We start from the raw sequence: 21,678 nt of genomic DNA, 5'->3' as shown, positions 1-21,678 counted from the left end.
TATTTCCGTTACAGCTGCCGGGAAAGGATCCGGCCGATTTCCGCGGCGGGCCCGGGGGTCAGCATCGCCTCGTGCGTGGTGGCCAGTTCGTACCGTTCGAAGGCCCCCGCGAGATAGGGCTGCCAGTCCTGCGGCCTGGCCCATTCCCGGACGTTCTCGGTAGCCGCGACCAGCAGCACCCGGCCCTTGAACGGGGCGGGTTCCACCGGCGACACCAGCCGCACATTGCCGACGAGCACATCGAGGACCGCCCCGCGCTGCTCATCGCTCAGATACCGGGATTCGCTCTCGCCGCGCCCCATGTACGCCACGATGCGCTCGCGGGTCCCGGCACGGTCCAGGGCCTGCGGGGCGTCGTCGCCGTGCAGCCGGGCGTACGCCTGCACCATGTCGGTCATGATCTGCTCCTCCTTCGTCTCGACCCGGCGCTCCTCCTCCACCGGGTACGAGTCGAGCAGCACCAGCGACGCCACCTCGTCGCCCTGCTGCTGGAGTTCGGCGGCGAGGGCCTGGGCGAGCGAGCCGCCGAGCGACCAGCCGAGCAGGTGGTACGGGCCGGTGGGCTGGACGCTGCGGATGTGGGCGGCGTAGTCGGCGAGCATCGCTTCGAGCGATGCGGCCGGCGGCTCGGTGCCGTCGACGCCGCGCGACTGGAGGCCGTAGACGGGGCGTTCGGGGTCGAGGGTGCGCAGCAGCGCCGAGTAGCACCAGCTGAGACCGCCCACGGGGTGCACGCAGAACAGCGGCTCCTTGGCGCCGGTGGTGCGCAGCGGCAGCAGCACGTCGAAGCCGCCGGACGATCCGCCACCGTCGAGCCTGCGCAGCAGGGTGGCGGGGGTGGGCGCCTCGAAGACCGTGCGGACGGTCATCGTGGTGCCGAGCACCTGGCTGACGAGCCCGGCGAGCCGGGAGGCCAGCAGCGAATGCCCGCCCCGCTCGAAGAAGTTGTCGTCGACGCCGACCCGTTCGACGCCCAGCACCTCGGCGAAGAGCCCGCACAGCGCCGCCTCGCGGGCGGAGCGGGGCGGCCTGTGCGCGGTGGCCCCACCGTCGGCGGGGGCGGGCAGGGCGCGCTGGTCGAGTTTCCCGTTCGGGGTCAGGGGCAGCTCCTCCAGGGCCACGACCGCGGAAGGCACCATGTGATCCGGGAGCTCCCCGGCCAGCGATGCCCGCAGTTCGCCCAGGTCCACGCCGTCCTGGGCGGGCACCACGTAGGCGACGAGCCTGCGGTCGCCCGGCCGGTCCTCGCGTACGGTCACGGCGACCGCTGCGACCTCGGGCCGCTGTGCGAAGGCCGCCTCGATCTCGGCAGGCTCGATCCGGAAGCCGCGCAGTTTGACCTGGTCGTCGGTGCGGCCCGCGAAGTCGAGGCGGCCGTCCCTGCGCCGCTTCCCGAGGTCTCCCGTGCGGTACATCCGGGTGCCGGGGGCGCCGAAGGGGTCGGCGACGAACCGGGCGGCGGTCAGGCCCGGCCGGCGCAGATAGCCGCGCGCCACTCCCTCGCCCGCCAGGTAGATCTCCCCCGCCACACCCGGCGGCACCTGCTGGAGCGAAGCGTCCAGGACATAGACCCGGACGCCCGGCTTGGGGCGGCCGATGGACTGCGGACCGGTGGTGTGCGCCGGGTCGTTGACCCCGTGAGTCGCCTCGACGGTCGCCTCGGTGGGGCCGTAGCCGTTGATCATGCGCCGGCCCGGGGCCCAGCGCCCGACGAGCTGCGGTGTGCACGCCTCGCCGCCGGTGATGAGCGTACGGAGCCGGGGCAGCGGGGTCTCCGGCACACCGGCGAGTACGGCCGGGGGCAGCAGGGCGTGGGTGATCTCCTCGTCCGCGAGGAACGCGGCGAGTTCGGCGCCGACCGGCGGCCGCTCGGGCACGACCAGGGTGGCGCCGGTGAGCAGCGCCATGCACAGCTCGGACACCGAGACGTCGAAGCTGGGCGACATGAACTGGAGCACCCTGCTGCCCTCGCCCGCGCCGTGTTCGGCGCGGTGCGTCTCCACGAGCCCGGCGAGACCGCGGTGCGGGACGACGACACCCTTGGGGGTCCCGGTGGACCCTGAGGTGTAGATGACGTACGCCGGGTGGTCGGGCAGCAGCGGCACCCGCGGGGCGCCGGCGCTCCGGGCCCGCACCGCCGCGGCCGTTTCCGGGTCGTCGAGGACGATCAGCGGGGCGTCGGCCCCGGGCAGCCGGTCCGCGGTGGCCGTGTCCGTGAGGACACAGACGGGCCCGGCGTCGGCGAGCATCAGGGCCAGCCGCTGAGCGGGGTAGTCGGGGTCCAGCGGCAGATAGGCCGCGCCCGCCTTGAGCACCGCGAGTACGGCGGTGATCTGCTGCGCCGAGCGGGGCAGCGCGATGGCGACGAACCGCTCGGGTCCTGCCCCTGCGGCGACGAGGTGCTGCGCCAACCGGTTGGCACGGGCGTCGAGTTCGCGGTAGTCGAGCCGCTGCTCGCGGTACCTGACGGCCTCGGCGTGCGGGGTGCGGGCGGCCTGCCGCGCGAACATCGCGGGGAAGGTGGCTGCCTGCTCCCGCGGGGCGGCGCCCTGCCATCGTTCCCGCAGGCCCTGCTGCTCGTCGTCGGAGAGGAGGCCGAGTCCGCTCAGCGGCCTGGCCGGGTCGGCGGCGGCCGAGGCGAGCAGCCGGGCGAAGCGCTCGGCCATGGACGAAGCTGTCTCCGGGTCGAAGAGCGCGGTCGCGTACTCGACCACACCCCTGAGCCCGGCGGGCGCGCCTTCCGCGGTGTGCGTCTCGGCGATGCTGAAGGACAGGTCGAACTTGGCGACTCCGGCGCCGAGCCCCTCGAACCCGACCTCGATGCCGGGCAGCCGCAGCTGCGGCCGGTCGCTGTTCTGGAAGGCCAGCATCACCTGGAACAGCGGGTGCGCGGCAGCGGACCGTACCGGGTTGAGCGCCTCGACCAGCCGCTCGAACGGCACGTCCTGGTGCGAGTACGCGGCCAGGTCCGTGTCCCTGACGCGCTGGAGCAGCGCACGGAACGACGGGTCGCCCGAGGTGTCGGTCCGCAGCACCAGGGTGTTGACGAAGAATCCGGCCAGCTCGTCGAGTGCCGGGTCGCCGCGCCCGGCGACCGCGGTGCCGAGCGGGATGTCGTGGCCCGCTCCGAGTCTGCTCAGCAGCGCCGCGAGTCCGGCCTGCACCACCATGAACAGCGTGCAGTCGGCGGCCCTGGCCAGCGCGGTCAGCCGGGTGTGCGCCCCCGCGTCCAGCGCGAACCCGACGGTGGCGCCCCGGTGGTCGGCCACCGCGGGCCGGCTCCGGTCCACGGGCAGCTCCAGCTGCGCGGGTATCCCGTCGAGCGCCTCCCGCCAGTGCGCGAGCTGCCGGGAGAGCAGGCTCGACGCGTCGTCCTCTTCGCCCAGGAGCGCCCGCTGCCACAGCGTGTAGTCGGCGTACTGGACGGGGAGCGCGGCCCGGTCGGGTGCGTGCCCGCCGAGCCGGGCCGTGTACGCCTCGGCGAGATCACGCAGCATCGGTGCGAGAGAGCCCCCGTCGCCCGCGATGTGGTGCACCACGATCAGCAGGATGTGCTCCCGCTCGGACAGCCGCAGCACGGTGGCGCGCAGCGGGATCTGGGTGGCCAGGTCGAAGGGCTCCCTGGCCGCCTCCAGCAGCAGCCGGTCCACCGTCGCCTCGTCGGCCCCGACGACGGCCGGCACCGGCCGGGTCACCTCCAGCGCGGGATCGAGCACCTGCTGGTACGGGACGGCGCCGGCCTCGGGGAAGACGGTGCGCAGGCTCTCGTGGCGCGCGGTGAGATCACCCAGCGCGGCGGTGAGAGCGGCGATGTCCAGCGCACCGGTCAGGCGCAGCGGCATGGGGATGTTGTAGGTGGCGCCCGGCCCCTCCAGACGGTCCATGAACCAGAGCCGCTGCTGGGCGAAGGAGAGCGGCACCCGCTCCGGCCTGTCGACCGGGGCGAGCGCGGGGCGCTGCGGCTGGTCCGCCCGGCCGGCCGATGCCAGCACAGCGGCGAGCCCGGCCACCGTCGGCGACTCGAAGAGTGTCCGTACGGGGAGCGGCACGCCGAAGGCGGCGCGTACCCGTCCCAGCAGCTTGAGCGCGGACAGCGAATGGCCGCCGAGTTCGAAGAAGTTGTCGTCCACGCCGACCGACTGCCGGCCCAGCACCTCGGCGAAGAGTCCGCTCAGGATCTCCTCGCGCGGCCCGGACCCGGCGGCGCGCGGCGCCGGTTCGGCGGAGTGCGGCTCCGGCCCTGCGGACGTACGCTCCGCCCTCCCGAGTTGCTCGTCCGGCCGGGCCTGCGGGGCCGCGGGCAGCGCCGCGCGCTGTTCCGGGGAGAGCGCGGGCAGCCGGTCCACCCGGACCGACAGGTCCTGCCCGACCGCTTCGAGGAGCGCCGTCACATGGCCGAGCAGCAGATCGGCGGCGTCCTGCCGGTACAGGTCGGGCCGGTGCTCAAGGCGCAGCAGCAGCCGGTCCCCGGCCAGCCCGGCGATCAGCCGCAGCGGATAGTGCGCGGCGTCCTTGCCGGAGACGGCGGCGACCCTGAGCCCGCCGTACGAAGGCGGGCGAGTCCCCCCGCCCGGGTAGTTCTCCACGGTCAGCGCGGTGTCGAAGAGGTCGCCCGCGCCGACGAGCCGCTGGAGGTCGCCGAGGCGCGACTGCTGGTGGTCCAGGAGCAGCGCCTGCTCGTCCTGGAGCCTGGCCAGGTTGTCGGCGAACGACCGCTCCCCGTCGAGCCGTACCCGCACCGGAACGGTGTTGATGAAGAGGCCGACCATCGTCTCGATGCCGGGCAGCTCCGGCGGGCGCCCCGACACCACCGAGCCGAAGACGGTGTCGGCCGTCCCGGTCAGCTCGCCGAGGACCCGCCCCCACACCCCTTGCAGGACGGTGTTGACGGTCAGCCCGCGGGCTCTGGCCGCACCGGTCAGCGCGGCGGTCAGCCCGGCGGACAGCTCGGTGGAGCGGTACTCGGGCAGGACCGGGGCCCGCTCGGGATCGGGTGCCGCGACCAGGGTCGGCCCGGCCAGACCCGCCAGCGCGCGCTTCCACGCGGCGTCGGCGGCCCCGCCGTCCTGCTCTGCAAGCCAGGCCAGATAGGTGCGGTAGGGGGTGACCGGGGGGAGTGCGGCAGGGTCGCCGTGGTCCGCGTACAGGGTGAAGAGTTCGCGCTGGAGCACAGGGGCCGACCAGCCGTCGATCAGGATGTGGTGGTTGGTCAGTACGAGCGTGTGCTGCTCCGCACCGAGCCGTACGAGCGTGAACCGCAGCGCGGGGGCGGCTGCCAGGTCGAAGCGGCGCGCACGGTCCGCGTCGAGGAGCGCGTCCAGGGCCTGCTGCCGCTCGGGCCCGGCCTGCGCCGACAGGTCGGTGCGGGTCCACGGCAGTGGCACATCGCGGTGCACGACCTGGAGGGGGTGTCCGTTGGCGCGCTGGCGGAAGGCGGTACGCAGGTTCGCGTGCCGGCGCAGCAGCGCGGCGGCAGCGGTCCGCATCCGTTCCTCGTCAAGCGGTCCTTCGACGGTGAGGACCAGCTGGGTGTTGTAGACGTCGGTGTCGTCGTCGCCGGACAGCGCGTGGAAGAGCAGTCCCTCCTGCAGCGGCGAGAGCGGCAGGATGTCCTCTATGCCGGAAGTCTTCATGCGATGCTCCTCAGTTCTGCTTCGAGGTCGTCTATTTCGTCCTGGCTCAGCGAGACCAGGGAGAGATCCGACGGGGTGTAGCCGCCCGCGTCCGGCGTATCGGCGTGGGCGACCAGCTCCCGCAGCATCCGCGCCCACCCGTCGGCGAGCCGCTGGACGCCGTCCTCGGTGAACAGGGCCTGCGGCCAGGTCCAGGTGGCGGTCAGCTCGGGGCCCGTGGGCAGGTCCTGGGTGATGGCGTTGATCTCCAGTGCGTGTCCGACCGGCATCCCCGGGTCGCGCGGCAGCGGTCCGCGCACGCCGGGCACGGTGGCCCAGTCCGCGGTGCCCGCCGGTCCTCCCGAGGTGAAGCGGCCCAGGTAGTTGAAGCCGATCTGGGGTGCGGGGCGGCCGGCGAGGCCGCCGGCCGTAGCCGGGTCGAGGTGACGGAGCAGGCCATAGCCGATTCCGTGGTCGGGGAGGGTCCGCAGCTGTTCCTTGATCAGCTTCAGCGCCCGCCCGAAGACGGCGGGTCCGGCGTCCGGACCGTCACCGGGGTCCAGCCTGGCCGGGTACAGCGAGGTGAACCACCCGACGGTGCGCGAGAGTTCGGCGCCGGGGACGATCTCCTCCCGCCCGTGCCCCTCCAGGTCGATGAGGACCGCGGTCCCCTGCTCACCACGCGCACGGCGGTGCTCGACGACGGCGAGCGCGAGCCCTGTCAGGAGCACGTCGTTCACTCCGGCGTGGAAGGCCGCGGGGAGGCTGGTCAGCAGCGGCCCCGTCACCTCGGCGGGCAGCCGCACAGTGACGGAGCGCGTCGTGCCCGCCACATCGCGCGCGGGGTCCGGCGCACAATCCCCGAGCAGCGGGTCCGGGGTGTCCAGCACGTCCTGCCACACCGGGAGTTCAGCGGTGCGGGCGTCCTCCGACGCCGCCTCGGTGAGCCGCATGGACCAGCGGCGGAACGAGGTCGGTACGGGGTCGGGCGCACCGCCCGGCCAGACGGCGGCCAGATCGGCGAGCAGGATGCGCCAGGACACACCGTCCACCACGAGGTGGTGGGCGACGATCAACAGCACACCAGGGCGGGCCGGCCCGTGGTCGAACCAGACGAATTCCACCATCGCCCCGGTCTCGGGGTCGAGCCGCAGCCTGGCCTGCTCACCCTCGGCCGCGACGACCGCGTCCACGGTCTCCTGCGCCGCCCCGGTGAGCTCCACCCGGCGCAGGGCCACGGCGGTGTCGGCGGGTCCTGGCACGGTCAGCCGCCAGCCGGTGTCCGACGGCGACGCGCGCATCCGCAGCACGTCGTGCCGGGTGAGCAGGGACCGCAGGGCGGCCGTCAGCCGGTCCGGGTCGGCGTCCGCGGGCACCTGGACCGCCATGGACTGGTTGAACCCCTTCCAGGGGCCGCCGAGTTCACGCAGCCAGTGCATGATCGGGGTGGCCGTGACCTCTCCGCTCCCGTCGTCGGCGGCCGTGCGTGCCCCGGTGTCCTGGACGACCTCTTCGGCGACCAGGGCGAGGGCGGCGGGCGACTGGTGCCGGAAGACCTCGCGGGCACTGAACCGGAGCCCGGCCTTACGGGCCCGGCTCACCAGCTGGATGGCGAGGATGCTGTCGCCGCCGATCTCGAAGAAGTTGTCGTCGACACCGGCCGCTTCCAGGCCCAGGACATCGGTGAACAGCCCGCAGAGGACCGACTCCCGCTCGTTGGCGGGCATCCGGCCCGTGGTGCGCCTGGCGGTGTCCGGTGCGGGAAGAGCCTTGTGGTCGAGCTTCCCGTTCGGGGTCAGCGGCAGGGCGTCCAGCGCGACGAACGCCGAGGGGACCATGTACTCGGGCAGTCGCCCTGTCACATGAGCCCGCAGCACCGTCGCATCCGCGTCGCCGACCGTATAGGCGGTCAGACGCCGGTCACCCGGACGGTCCTCACGGACGACCACCGCAGCCTGCCGGACAGCGGGGTGGGACATGAGGCCGGCTTCGATCTCACCGAGCTCGATGCGGTATCCCCGCACCTTCACCTGGTGGTCCGTCCGCCCCAGGTACTCCAGCTGACCGTCCGCCCGCCACCGCACCAGGTCACCCGTCCGGTACATCCGGACACCGGCAGGACCGAACGGACACGCGACGAAACGACCCGCCGTCAGACCAGGACGCCCCAGATAACCCCGCGCCAGACCAGGACCACTCACATACAGCTCACCCGCGACACCCACCGGAACCGGTTCAAGACCCGCATCCAGCACAAACACCCGGGTATTCACCAGCGGAGAACCGATCGGCGGAACCACCGCACCCGACAACGGACCGCTCATCGTCGCGCACACCGTCGTCTCCGTCGGACCATACGCATTGATCATGCGCCGGCCCCGCGACCACTCCTCCACCACCGCCGGCGGACACGCCTCACCCGCCACCACCAACGTCATCCCCGCAGGCAGACCCCCCGCCGGCAACACCGCCAGCGCCGCAGGCGGCAACGTCGCATGCGTCACCCCATGACGCCGAACCGTCCGCACCAGACCCTCACCCGGCAACAACTCCTCCGCACCCGCCATCACCAACCGCGCCCCCGACAACAACGCCATACACACCTCGGAGGCGGCGGCGTCGAAACTCGGCGAGGCGAACTGGAGCACCCGGCTGTCAGGGGTGATGCCGAACGCCTCGATCTGGCCGGTGGCGAGACCGGCGATTCCGGCGTGCGTGACGACGACGCCCTTGGGGCGGCCGGTCGAACCGGACGTGTAGATCACATAGGCCGGCGTACGGGGATCCAGCAGGAGCCCCAGATCGTCGCGGGGGATCTCATCCAGCGGCAGGTCATTGAGGATCAGCGGCTCGGGGATCCCGTCCAGGCCGTCGAGGACCGACACCGTCCGGGCATCGGTCAGAACCTGCACCGGGCAGGCGTCACCGAGCATGTAAGCGATCCGCTCCGCCGGATACTCCGGATCAACCGGCAGATACGCACCCCCCGCCTTCATCACCGCAAGCACCGCAACCAGCCACTCCACCGAACGCGGCAGCACCACAGCCACCAACCGCTCAGCCCCCACACCCCGGCCCACCAGCACCCGCGCCAACCGGTTCGCCCACTCGTTCAGCTCCCGATACGACAGCGACACCACCCCGAACTCCACCGCCACCGCATCCGGAACCGCCCGCACCCGAGCCTCGAACAACTCAGGGAAAGCACCCCCCGGCACCACAGCCGCCGAATCGTTCCACTCCTCCAGCACCCGCACCCGCTCCCACGGCGCCAGCACCTCCAACCCACCCACCCGCACATCCGGATCAGCCACCGCACCCGCCAGCAACCGCACCAGACGCGACACCAACACCTCGACCGTCCCCCGGTCGAACACATCCGTCGCAAAGACGGCGCTTCCCGCGATCCCGGCAGGGCGCCCTTCGCTGTCGTGCTGTTCGCGCAGGCTGAAGGCGAGGTCGAACTTGGCAGCCGAGGTGTCCAGGCCGGTCGCCACCACATCGAGACCGGGCAGTCCGACCGTCCCGGCCTCCTGGTTCTGGAGGGTGAGCATGACCTGGAAGAGAGGGTGGTGGGCCAGTGACCTCACCGGGTTGACCGTCTCCACGACCTGCTCGAACGGCACATCCTGATGAGCGAAAGCAGCCAGATCCGACTCCCGCACCCGGCCCACGAGTTCACGGAAAGTCGGGTCACCCGAAGTATCCGTCCGCAGCACCAGCGTGTTCACGAAGAACCCGACCAGCTCCTCCAACGCCTCATCCGAACGCCCCGCCACCGCAGTACCCAAAGGAATGTCACTACCCGCACCCAGCCGCGACAACAACACGGCAACAGCCGCCTGCAACACCATGAACGGGGTGGCACCCGTCGTCCGCGCGAGCGTCGTCAGTGCGCGGTGCGCGTCGGCCGGTATCCGGATATCGACGTCGTCGCCCTGGTGGGTGGCGGTGGCCGGGCGGGGCCGGTCCAGCGGCAGCTCCACCAGCTCCGGCATCCCCGCCAGACGCTCACCCCAATAAGCAGACTGAGCCGACATCAGCGAACCAGGATCATCCACCTCACCCAGCAACTCCTGCTGCCACAACGCATAATCCGCGTACTGCACCGGCAACGGCTCCCACCCAGGAACCCCACCGGAAAGCCTCGCCCCATACGCCACCGACAGATCCCGCAACAACGGACCAGCCGACCACCCATCCGCCACCATGTGATGCATCAACACCAACAACACATGCCGCTCCACACCCACCCGGAACAACGTCGTCCGCACCGGCACCTCATCACCGAGCAGCAGCACCTCCGATGCGGCGGACCGCAGCGCCGACTCCAGCTCGTCCTCCCGGACCTCGCGGACCGTGAGCTCCGGAGCCCCTTCCCCGGGCGACCGCACCTGCTGCCGGGGCACGCCGTCCGTCTCGGGAAACACTGTGCGCAGACTCTCGTGCCGGCCGGTCACATCGGCCAGTGCGGCTTCGAGCGCAGCCACGTCGAGCGTGCCCGAGAGGTGCAGCGCCAGCGGCACGTTGTACGTCGCGTCCGCGCCCTGGACCTGCGACAGCACCCAGAGGCGACGCTGCGCGAAGGAGAGCGGCACGGCCTCGGGGCGGGTGCGCCGGGCCGGTGACGTACGCGCCCGGTCCGCACCAGCGAGCCGTCCGGCCAGGGCGGAGACGGACGGAGCCTCGAAGAGCGCCCGGATCGGCAGCTCCATCCCGAATGCCTTGCGGATGCCGCTGATCAGCCGGGTGGCCAGCAGCGAATGCCCGCCGATCTCGAAGAAGTTGTCGTCGACACCGACGGATTCCAGGCCCAGGACATCGGCGAACAGCCCGCAGAGAAGGATCTCCCGCTCACTGCCAGGAGCCCGCCCGCCGGCCTGCTTGGCGGTGTCCGGTGCGGGAAGTGCCTTGTGGTCGAGCTTCCCGTTCGGGGTCAGCGGCAGGGCGTCCAGCGCGACGAACGCCGAGGGGACCATGTACTCGGGCAGCCGCCCTGTCACATGAGCCCGCAGCACCGTCGTATCCGCGTCGCCGACCGTATAGGCGGTCAGACGCCGGTCACCCGGCCGGTCCTCACGGACGACCACAGCAGCCTGCCGGACACCCGGATGCGAGACCAGCACCGCCTCGATCTCACCGAGCTCGATACGGAAACCCCGCACCTTCACCTGGTGATCCGTCCGCCCCAGGTACTCCAGCTGACCGTCCGCCCGCCCCCGCACCAGGTCACCCGTCCGGTACATCCGGACACCGGCAGGACCGAACGGACACGCGACGAAACGACCCGCCGTCAGACCAGGACGCCCCAGATAACCCCGCGCCAGACCAGGACCACTCACATACAGCTCACCCGCGACACCCACCGGAACCGGCTCAAGACCCGCATCCAGCACAAACACCCGGGTATTCACCAGCGGAGAACCGATCGGCGGAACCACCGCACCCGACAACGGACCGCTCATCGTCGCGCACACCGTCGTCTCCGTCGGACCATACGCATTGATCATGCGCCGGCCCCGCGACCACTCCTCCACCACCACCGGCGGACACGCCTCACCCGCCACCACCAACGTCATCCCCGCAGGCAGACCCCCCGCCGGCAACACCGCCAGCGCCGCAGGCGGCAACGTCGCATGCGTCACCCCATGACGCCGAACCGTCCGCACCAGACCCTCACCCGGCAACAACTCCTCCGCACCCGCCATCACCAACCGCGCCCCCGACAACAACGCCATACACACCTCCCACGAGGCAGCGTCGAAGCTCGGGGACGCGAACTGGAGCACGCGGCTCCGCTCGGTCACCTGGAAGGAATCGATCTGCGAGCGGGACAGGCTCGCGATCCCGGCGTGCGTGACGACGACGCCCTTGGGGCGGCCGGTCGAACCGGACGTGTAGATCACATAGGCCGGCGAGCCGGGATCGAGATCCAGTTCCAGGTCGTCGGAGGGCGTCGCGTCGAGGGAGAGCTCGTTGAGGATCAGCGGCTCGGGGATCCCGTCCAGGCCGTCGAGGACCGACACCGTCCGGGCATCGGTCAGAACCTGCACCGGACGAGCATCGCCGAGCATGTAGGCGATCCGCTCCGCCGGATACTCCGGATCAACCGGCAGATACGCACCCCCCGCCTTCATCACCGCAAGCACCGCAACCAGCCACTCCACCGAACGCGGCAGCACCACAGCCACCAACCGCTCAGCCCCCACACCCCGGCCCACCAGCACCCGCGCCAACCGGTTCGCCCACTCGTTCAGCTCCCGATACGACAGCGACACCACCCCGAACTCCACCGCCACCGCATCCGGAACCGCCCGCACCCGAGCCTCGAACAACTCAGGGAAAGCACCCCCCGGCACCACAGCCGCCGAATCGTTCCACTCCTCCAGCACCCGCACCCGCTCCCACGGCGCCAGCACCTCCAACCCACCCACCCGCACATCCGGATCAGCCACCGCACCCGCCAGCAACCGCACCAGACGCGACACCAACACCTCGACCGTCCCCCGGTCGAACACATCCGTCGCAAAGGTCAGACCACCGCCGATGCCGTCGGGCGTGCCGTCGGGCGCGTGGCGCTCGTGGAGGCTGAAGGTCAGATCGAACTTGGCGGTGCCCGCGCTCAGGTCCTCGGTCTCGGTGGTGAGCCCGGGGAGTGTGAGCTTGCCCGCCGCGTTGTTCTGCAGGACGAGCATGACCTGGAAGAGAGGGTGGTGGGCGAGTGACCTCACCGGGTTGACCGTCTCCACGACCTGCTCGAACGGCACATCCTGATGAGCGAAAGCAGCCAGATCCGATTCCCGCACCCGGCCGACGAGTTCACGGAAAGTCGGGTCACCCGAAGTGTCCGTCCGCAGCACCAGCGTGTTCACGAAGAACCCGACCAGCTCCTCCAACGCCTCATCCGAACGCCCCGCCACCGCAGTACCCAAAGGAATGTCACTACCCGCACCCAGCCGCGACAACAACACGGCAACAGCCGCCTGCAACACCATGAAGAGGGTGGACCCGGTGGAGCGGGCCAGTGCGTCCAGCTTCCGGTGGGTCTCGGCACCGATCCGCACCTCGACCGACTGGCCCTGGTGGGTGGCGGTGGCCGGGCGGGGCCGGTCCAGCGGCAGCTCCACCAGCTCCGGCATCCCCGCCAGACGCTCACCCCAATAAGCAGACTGAGCCGACATCAGCGAACCAGGATCATCCACCTCACCCAGCAACTCCTGCTGCCACAACGCATAATCCGCGTACTGCACCGGCAACGGCTCCCACCCAGGAACCCCACCGGAAAGCCTCGCCCCATACGCCACCGACAGATCCCGCAACAACGGACCAGCCGACCACCCATCCGCCACCATGTGATGCATCAACACCAACAACACATGCCGCTCCACACCCACCCGGAACAACGTCGTCCGCACCGGCACCTCATCACCGAGCACGAAGCTGTGCGTGGCGGCAGCCCGCAGCGCCTCCGGCAGTGCGGCCTCGGTCACCTCCGTGACCACCAGGCCCGGCACCCCGTCCGCCGGGGACAGGACACGCTGCCGGGGCACACCGTCCGTCTCGGGGAACACCGTGCGCAGGCTCTCGTGCCGGCCGATGACGTCCGCCAGGGCGGCTTCCAGGGCGGCCTCGTCGAGCCGGCCGGCGAGGCGCAGCACGAGCGGCACGTTGTACGTCGCGCTGGGGCCCTCCAGCTGGTGCAGGAACCACAGGCGGCGCTGGGTGTAAGAGAGCGGGATCATGACGTCTCCTCGGACCTTCTCATCGGCCGCAGGGCGGGCCGGGCTCTGTCGGCGACCGCGAGGCGGCCGGCCAGGGTCTCCACCGTCGGGTTCTCGAACAGGGTGCGGATGGGCAGTTCGGCGCCGAGCGCCGTCCTGGTCCGGCTGATCAGCCGGGACGCGAGCAGGGAGTGGCCGCCCAGCTCGAAGAAGTTGTCGTCGACACCGACCGCTTCCAGGCCGAGCACCTCGGCGAACAGCCCGCAGAGGAGCTTTTCGCGCTCGGTGGCGGGAGCACGGCCCGCCGGGCGGTTGGTCGTGTCCGGTGCGGGAAGCGCCTTGTGGTCGAGCTTCCCGTTCGGGGTCAGCGGCAGGGCGTCCAGCGGGACGAACGCCGAGGGGACCATGAAGGCCGGCAGGGTCCGGGCCGCGGCGGCACGCGCCGCCGCCGCATCGAATCCGCCGTCGGCGGGCACCACGTGGGCGACGATCCGCCGGTCGCCCGGACGGTCCTCGCGGACCGTCACCACCACCTGCGCCACGGTGGGCTCGGCGGCCAGCACGGCCTCGATCTCCCCGAGTTCGATACGGAAGCCCCGCACCTTGACCTGGTGGTCGGCGCGGCCCACGAACTCGATGTGGCCGTCGCTGTTCCAGCGCACGAGGTCGCCCGTCCGGTAGATCCGGGCCCCGGCGGGACCGTAGGGATCCGCGACGAACCGGCCCGCCGTGAGGCCGGGGCGGCCCAGATAGCCGCGCGCCAGACCCGCGCCCCCGAGGTACAGCTCGCCGGTGACCCCGACGGGCACCGGCCGGAGCCGGCCGTCCAGGACATAGGCGGTGGTGTTCGCCAGCGGGGCCCCGATGGGCGGGGCGCCCTGGTAGTCGTACGGGGTACGGATCCGGTGGGCGGTGGCGAAGGTGGTCGCCTCGGTGGGCCCGTACACATGGGTGATGACGGTCTCCGGGAACCGCTCGGCCGCCCGGCGCATCGCGGCCGGCGAGCACGCCTCGCCGCCCGTCCATATCTCGCGCAGTCCCGCCTGCGGGCTGTCGTCCCCCTCGGTGAGCAGGTTGAACAGCGCGGTGGTGAAGAACGCGGCCGTGACACGGCCTGCCCTCAGCACGTCCCGCAGGACCGCCGCATCGGCCTCGCCCGGAGGGGCGATGACGACCTCACCGCCGGAGAGCAGCGGCACCCACAGCTCGTAGGTCGACGCGTCGAAGGCGAGCGGTGAGTGCAGCAGCACCCTTCGGTGCGGCGCACCCGCGAAGGCGGGATCGGCGGCGAGCGCGACGACGGCCCGGTGGCTGACGGCCACCCCCTTGGGCACCCCGGTCGAACCGGAGGTGAACATCGTGTACGCCAGCCGGTCGGGGTGGACGGGGAGCTGCGGATCGGTGTCCGGCAGGCCGGCCCCGTCCGCGACCCGGAGGACCGTCATGTCCTGCGGGAAGCCGACCGCGGCGAGTCCGGGCCGGTCGGTGATGACGCGCTGGGCGCGGGACTGCTCCAGGATCACCCGGATCCGGTCCGCCGGGTAGCGGGTGTCGAGCGGTACGTACACCGCCCCCGCCTTGAGGACGGCGAGGATGGCGACGACCGCGTCGAAGGACGGCTCCAGGTGGAGCACCACCCGGCTCTCGGGCCCGGCCCCGTCGGCGATGAGCCGGTGAGCGAGCCGGTTGGCCCGCTGGTTGAGCCCGCCGTACGTCAGGACCTCGGCGCCGCAGCGCAGGGCGACCTCGCCGGGGGTGCGGGCGGCCTGCTCCTCGAAGCGGGCCGGCAGTGAGCCCGCGGGCACCGGGGCCCGCGTGGCGTTCCAGTCGCGCAGGATCAGCTCGCGCTCGGCGTCCGGCAGCAGGGGCAGGTCCCCGATGGGCCGTGCGGGGTCGGCGACGGCGGCCTCGATGATCCGTACCAGCCGGCCGGCGAGGGTCCGGGCGGTGCCGGGGTCGAAGAGGTCGGCCGCGTACCCGAGTGTGCCGGTGATCGAGTCGGGGTGTTCCTCGACGCTGACGGTGAGGTCGAACTTGGCGGCTCCGGCGCTCAAGTCCTCCACCCGGGCGGAGAGTCCGGGGAAGCCGGCGGCGTCCGCCGCCGTGTCCTGGCCGACGAGCATTACCTGGAACAGCGGGTGGTGGGCGAGCGACCTGACCGGGTTGACGATCTCCACGACCCGGTCGAACGGAACGTCCTGGTGGCTGTGGGCGGCCAGGTCCGTCTCCCGTACCCGGGCGAGGAGTTCACGGAACGTCGGGTCGCCCGAGGTGTCCGTCCGCAGCACCAGCGTGTTCACGAAGAACCCGACCAGTCCCTCCAGTTCCTCGTCGGAGCGGCCCGCGACCGCCGTCCCCACGGGGATGTCGGTGCCCGCCCCCAGCCGGGTGAGGAGCGCCGCGACGGCGGCGTGCAGCGCCATGAAGACGGTGGTCCCGGTGGACCGGGCGAGCTCGGCGAGCGCGCCCCGGGTTTCCGGGCCGAGCCGGAAAGGGACACGTCCGCCGCGGTGCGAGGCGACGGCGGGACGGGGCCTGTCCAGCGGGAGTTCGAGCAGCTCGGGGCTTCCGGCGAGCCGCTCCGCCCAGTACGCGCCCTGGCGGGCGAGCGGGCTGTCCGGGTCGTCGGCGGAGCCGAGCTGTTCACGCTGCCACAGCGCGTAGTCCGCGTACGCCAGCGGCAGCGGCTCCCAGCCGGGGGTCCGGCCCTGGGTGCGGGCGGCGTAGGCGGCGGACAGGTCGCGCAGCAGGGGCCCGGTGGACGAGCCGTCCGCCGCGATGTGGTGGATCAGCACCACCAGGACATGGCTGCGGGGTCCGGTGCGGAGCAGGGTGACCCGCACCGGGAGCGCGGTGTCCAGCGCGAAGACGTGCCGGGCGGCGTCGGTGAGCGCACCCGGCAGCTCCGCGTCGGTGACGTCCAGGACAGCGAGCCCGGGGACACCGTCCGCCGCCGGAAGCACCCGCTGGTACGGCTCGCCCCGGAACTCCGGGTACACCGTGCGCAGCGTCTCGTGGCGGGCGCTGAGGTCGGCGAACGCGGCCTCCAGGGCGGGGACGTCGAGCGGGCCGCTGAGCCGCACGGCGAGCGGCACGTTGTAGGTGGTGGCGTCGGTGTGCAGACGGCTCAGGAACCACAGGCCGCGCTGGGCGTGCGAGAGCGGTGTCCGCTCCGGGCGCGGGCGTGGTCCCGGCCGGGAGGCGGCAGCGCCCGCGGTGCCGAGCCTGGCGGCCAGTTCGCGGACCGTGGGCGCCTCGAACAGGACACGTATCGAAAGGTCGGCGCCGAACACCGGGCGCATCCGCCCGATCAGCCGGGTCGCGAGGAGCGAGTGTCCGCCGAGGTCGAAGAAGTTGTCGTCGGGGCCCGCCTCCTCGATGCCCAGCACCTCGGCGAAGAGTCCGCAGAGGATCTCCTCGGCCGCTGTACGCGGGGCCCGTCCGCCCGCCGCGGCCCGGACCTCGGGCAGGGGCAGGGCAGCGCGGTCCAGCTTGCGGTTGGCGGTCAGCGGGAGCCGGTCGAGCAGCACCACTGCGGCGGGGACCATGTAATCGGGCAGCCGCCCCGCGGCATGGGCCTTCAGCTCGTCGGCGGTCACCGGGCCGGTGCCGGACGGTCCCTCCGTACCGGTCGCCGGGTCAGCGGGGGCCGGTACCGCGTAGGCGACGATCCGCTTGTCGCCCGGCCGGTCCTCGCGGACGATGACGGCCGCCTGGAGGACGCCGGGGTGGGAGCCGAGCACCGACTCGATCTCGCCGGGCTCGATACGGAAGCCGCGCACCTTCACCTGGTGGTCGACCCGGCTGATGAACTCCAGGCGGCCGGCGCGGTTCCAGCGGGCCAGGTCGCCCGAGCGGTACATCCGGGCGCCGGGCGGCCCGAACGGGTCGGCCACGAATCGCCCTGCGGTCAGGGCCGGGCGGGCCGCGTAGCCGCGGGTGACCAGGCCGCCCGCGATGTACAGCTCGCCGGGGACACCGGGCGGCGCCGGCCGGAGCCGCGCGTCGAGGACGTACATCCGGGTGTTCCAGATGGGCGTGCCGATGGTGATGACCCCGGTGGGCACCGTCTCACCTGGCGCGATGCGGTACTCGGTGCAGCCCACCGTCGTCTCGGTCGGGCCGTACTCGTTGATGACGGTGGCGCCCGGGTGCCTGTCGCGCCACTCCTGGAGCACCTCCCCCATCAGCGATTCGCCGCCCAGGACCAGTTGGCCGCTGGGCGAGAAGGTGTCGGGCAGTCCGGTCAGCAGCGGCAGATGGCTGGGGGTGGCCTTCACGAAGGACGGCTGCCGGGTGACGGCGCCCGCCGGGGCGGTGCCGTCCAGCTCCACCAGCTGGATGCTGCCGCCCGAGGTGAGCGGGGCGAACAGGCCGGTGACGGTGAGGTCGAAGGAGACCGGCGAGTGCACCAGGGCGCGGCCGGCGACCTGGTCGTACGCCTGCCGGGTCCAGGCCAGGTAGAGGTTGAGGGACCGGTGCTCGACCACCACTCCCTTGGGGCGGCCGGTGGAGCCTGAGGTGAAGATGGAGAAGACGGGGTGGGCCGTCAGCAGGGGTGCGAGGCGATCGGCGTCCGTGAGATCCGTATCCGCGCAGCCGCCGGATCCGGTGAGGGCTCCGGCCGTCTCCGGTGCGTCGAGCTCCAGGTGCGGTACGGAGTCCGGCAGCCGGCCGCTCAGTGCGGCCGTCGTGACGACGATGACCGGAGTGACGTCCTCCAGCATGAACGCGATGCGTTCGGCCGGGTACGACAGGTCCAGCGGCAGATAGGCGCCGCCCGCCTTGCCCACCGCCAGCAGCACGGCGACCAGATCGGCCGACCGGTCAAGCGCGACGGCCGCGTAGCGCTCGGGACCGACGCCCAGCGCGACCAGCCGGCGCGCGATCCGGTTGGCACGGGCGTTGAGCTGCCCGTACGTGAGCGTGCTGCCGTCGTGCTCGACGGCGATCGCGTCCGGGGTGCGGCGTACCTGCGCCTCGAACAGGGCGGGCAGCGTGGCATCGGGCACCGGGTGGCCGGTGTCGTTCCACGCGTGGAGCAGCCGCTCCCGGTCGTCCGCGGCGAGGATGTCCAGCTCGGCGATGGACCGGGCCGGATCGGCGACGGCCGACTCCAGCAGCCGTACCAGCATCGCCGCCAGCGCTCGCGCACCCTCCGCTTCGAACAGGTCGGTTGCGTACTCCAGGGTGCCCGCCAGCTCCCCGTCCGCCGTCTCCTGGAAGAGGAACGACAGGTCGGTCTTGGCCGCGCGGCGGTCCACCGTCCCCAGCTCGGCGTCCAGTCCTGGCAGGGCGAACTCGGCCCGCTCCCCGCCCTGGAAGGTGAGCATCGTCTGGAACAGCGGGTGGTAGGCGAGCGAACGTCCCGGGTTGAGGTGCTCGACGAGCCGGTCGAGCGGCAGGTCCTGGTGGGCGAAGTCCGCGAGGTCGGCGGCGCGCACCCGGCCGAGCAGCTCACGGAAGGACGGGGCGCCCGAGGTGTCGGTCCGCAGGCACAGGGTGTTCGCGAAGCAGCCGATGAGCGGGTCGAGTGCCTCGTCGGACCGTCCCGTCGTCGCCGTACCGAAGGGGATGTCCGTACCGGCGCCGAGCCGGGTGAACAGCGCGGCCATCCCGGCCTGCACCGTCATGAACAGGGTCGATCCGGTCCGCCGGGCCAGCGCGCCGAGCCCCTGGTGGAGGGCGGCGTCCAGGGTGAAGCCGACGCGTCCGCCCCGGTTGCTCGCGACGGCGGGCCTGGGCCGGTCGGTGGGCAGTTCCAGCACGTCCGGCAGGCCGGCCAGCCGCTCCGCCCAGTAGCCGAGCTGGGCCTCGGAACCGTCGGCGCCGTGCTGCCACAGCGTGTAGTCGGCGTACTGGACGGGCAGCGGCTCCCAGTCCGGCGCCGCGCCCCCGGCCCGGGCGGCGTAGGCGCGCGACAGGTCGTGGCCCAGAGGGACGAGCGAACCGCCGTCGGTCGCGATGTGGTGCAGGACCAGGAGGAGGACATGGGCCCCGTCGTCCAGGGCGAACAGCTCGGCGCGCAGCGGGGGTTCGGCTGCCAGGTCGAAGCGGCGGCGGGCCGCGGCGGAGAGCAGGTCCGCCACTCCGGGGCGGGTGGCCGCGGTCACCGGGAGGGCGGGCCTGGCCTCCTCCCGTATCTCCTGGAACGGCTCACCGCCGTCCTGCCGGTAGACGGTGCGCAGCACTTCGTGCCGGTCGGTGACATCGCCGAGTGCCTCCCGGAGCGCCTCCCGGTCGAGCGGCCCGGTCAGCCGCAGCGTGAGCGCGATGTTGTACGAGGTGTCGTCGGCGTCCAGCTGCTGCAGGAACCACAGGCGCCGCTGGGCGGCCGACAGGGGCAGCCGGGCGGGGCGGCCGGTGCGGGTGAGCGCCGGGCGGCCGGTGGCCGCGCCGTCCAGACGGGCGGCGAGCGCGGCGGGCGTGGGGGCGTCGAAGACCGCGTTCGCGGGGAGGGTGACGCCGAAGATCCGGCGGACCCGGTTGACCAGCCTGTTGGCCTTGAGGGAGTGGCCGCCCAGCGCGAAGAAGTCGTCGTCGGGGTGGGCCCGCGGGACGCCGAGCACCTCGGCGAACAGGCCGCACATCAGCTCCTCGCGGACCCCGCGGGGGGCGCGGGCGGCGGCGGGGCCACCGGTGCCGGGGGCGGGCGCCGGGAGCGCGGCCCGGTCGGTCTTGCCGCGGTCGGTCAGCGGCAGCGCGTCCAGGACCACGACACGGTCCGGCACGGCGTACCCGGCGAGCCGCGCGGCCACGAACTCTCTTACGGCGTCGGGCTCCAGGACGTCCGTACGGCCCGCAGCGGCCACCACGTAACCGGTCAGTGAACCGCCGTGGACGGCGACCGCGGCGCGGGCGACGCCTGGGGCCAGCAGCAGCGCGGACTCGCTCTCGGCGGGCTCCAGCCGGAAGCCGCGCACGGTGAGCTGGTCGTCCAGCCGTCCGTCGGGCACCAGGGCGCCGCCGGGCAGCGGCCGGACCCGGTCCCCGGTGCGGTACTCGCCTGCGCCGGGTCCGCCGAAGCCGCCGGCCCGGTTCCCCGGCCGGGCGGCGTCCGCGTACCGGGCCAGGTGGCGGGTGCGGACGACCAGTTCGCCCGGGGACCCGGCGAGCGCCGCCGGGACGAGGGTGCCGTCGTCGTACCGCACCAGCAGGTCGACGCCCTCGATGCCGGGCCCGAGGGGGACCCGCGGCCCGGACCGCTCTGCGGCGGGCGCGCCGGGCTCGTGCGCCACCGCGACCGAGACGGCCTGCGGGGTCTCGGTGGTGCCGTACAGGTTGAGCAGCCGGGCCCGCGGGGCGTGGGCGGCCCAGGCGTCGACGGTGTGCCAGCCGAGCGCCTCGCCGCCGAAGCCCACCAGCCGCAGCGCGGGCCAGGCACCCTCCGGGGTGCCACCGCCGGCCGCATCGGACAGCGCGTCGCCCAGACCGGGGGAGAGGTGGACGACGGTGACCGCCTCGTCGGCGAGCCACCGGGCCACCGCTGCGGCCTCACCGGTGGCCGTCTTGGGGAAGACGGCCGAGCCGCCCGCCCACAGCGGCACGAACACATCGCGCAGCAAGGGGTCGTGGCCGAGCCCGGAGAGCACGGCCACCCGGTCTTCGCCACCGAGCGCGAAGGTGTCGGTGTACCAGTCGAGGAAGTGTTCCACGGCCTCCCAGCCGCCCTCGACGGCGCGGGGCTCGCCGGTGGTGCCGGAGGTGAAACCGGTGTACGCCCTGCGGTCGGCGGGGTGGGGTCCCGCCCCTGCGAGGGACGCGAGGCCGGTGGCGTCCGCGGCGCCGGGCCCTTCCGGTACCGGCAGGACCGGCGCCGGACCGGTGAGTGCGGCGGACGGGCCGCCCGCACCGCAGGTCAGCCACGCGGCGGGCGCGGTCCGCGCCGCGTACTGGCGCAGCCGCTCCTCCGGGTGCGCCGCGTCGAGGACGGTGAACGCGGCACCCGACCTGGCGACCGCGACGAGCGCGAGAGCGAGTGCGGGGGTGCGGCGGGCGTACACAGCCACGGTGTCGCCCGCACCGATCCCCAGGGCCCGCAGCCGCGCCGCCAGCGCACCGCTCGCCGCGTCGAACTCCCGGTAGCTCCAGTGCTGTCCGCAGCCGGACACCGCGATGCGGTCCGGTGTGCTCGCGGCATGACCGGCGAGCCGGGCGGCCAGCCGTCCGCCGACCGGTGCCGGGTCCTGCGACAGCCCGGTTCCCCGGCCCCGTATCGCGACTCCTGCCATGGATACGACTCCCTCGTTCTCGCTTTCCGACTGGCCAGAACCGTAGGGAGCCGCTATTTCGCCGCGTTATTGAAGACCTTTTGCCGCCGCGCACCGGCCGGCCTTATGCGGGCG

General features: G+C 72.8%; 3 protein-coding genes. All 3 read right to left on the bottom strand.

What is annotated here, in order from left to right; translation table 11 throughout:
- Positions 1 to 8: 8 nt before the first annotated feature.
- Genes OG917_RS17490 through OG917_RS17480 form a run of 3 tightly spaced genes read right to left on the bottom strand, consistent with a single transcriptional unit; the run spans position 9 to position 21,564 of the window.
- Complete coding sequence (locus OG917_RS17490) at positions 9 to 5,633, bottom strand: non-ribosomal peptide synthetase (RefSeq protein WP_328318526.1); 5,625 nt, start codon at positions 5,631 to 5,633, stop codon at positions 9 to 11.
- Positions 5,630 to 13,354, bottom strand: a complete 7,725-nt coding sequence (locus OG917_RS17485) for a non-ribosomal peptide synthetase (protein ID WP_328318525.1) — start codon at positions 13,352 to 13,354, stop codon at positions 5,630 to 5,632. Before OG917_RS17485 ends, OG917_RS17490 begins: the two co-directional genes overlap by 4 nt.
- Positions 13,351 to 21,564: a non-ribosomal peptide synthetase gene (locus OG917_RS17480; protein ID WP_328318524.1), complete on the bottom strand. Its 8,214-nt coding sequence runs from the start codon at positions 21,562 to 21,564 to the stop codon at positions 13,351 to 13,353. The genes OG917_RS17485 and OG917_RS17480 overlap by 4 nt, the downstream gene beginning before the upstream one ends.
- Between the last annotated feature and the right edge of the window lie 114 nt (positions 21,565 to 21,678).

The sequence above is a fragment of the Streptomyces sp. NBC_00388 genome, assembly GCF_036061255.1.
Classification (GTDB): Bacteria; Actinomycetota; Actinomycetes; order Streptomycetales; family Streptomycetaceae; genus Streptomyces.
This window is presented reverse-complemented; position numbering and strand designations above follow the sequence as displayed.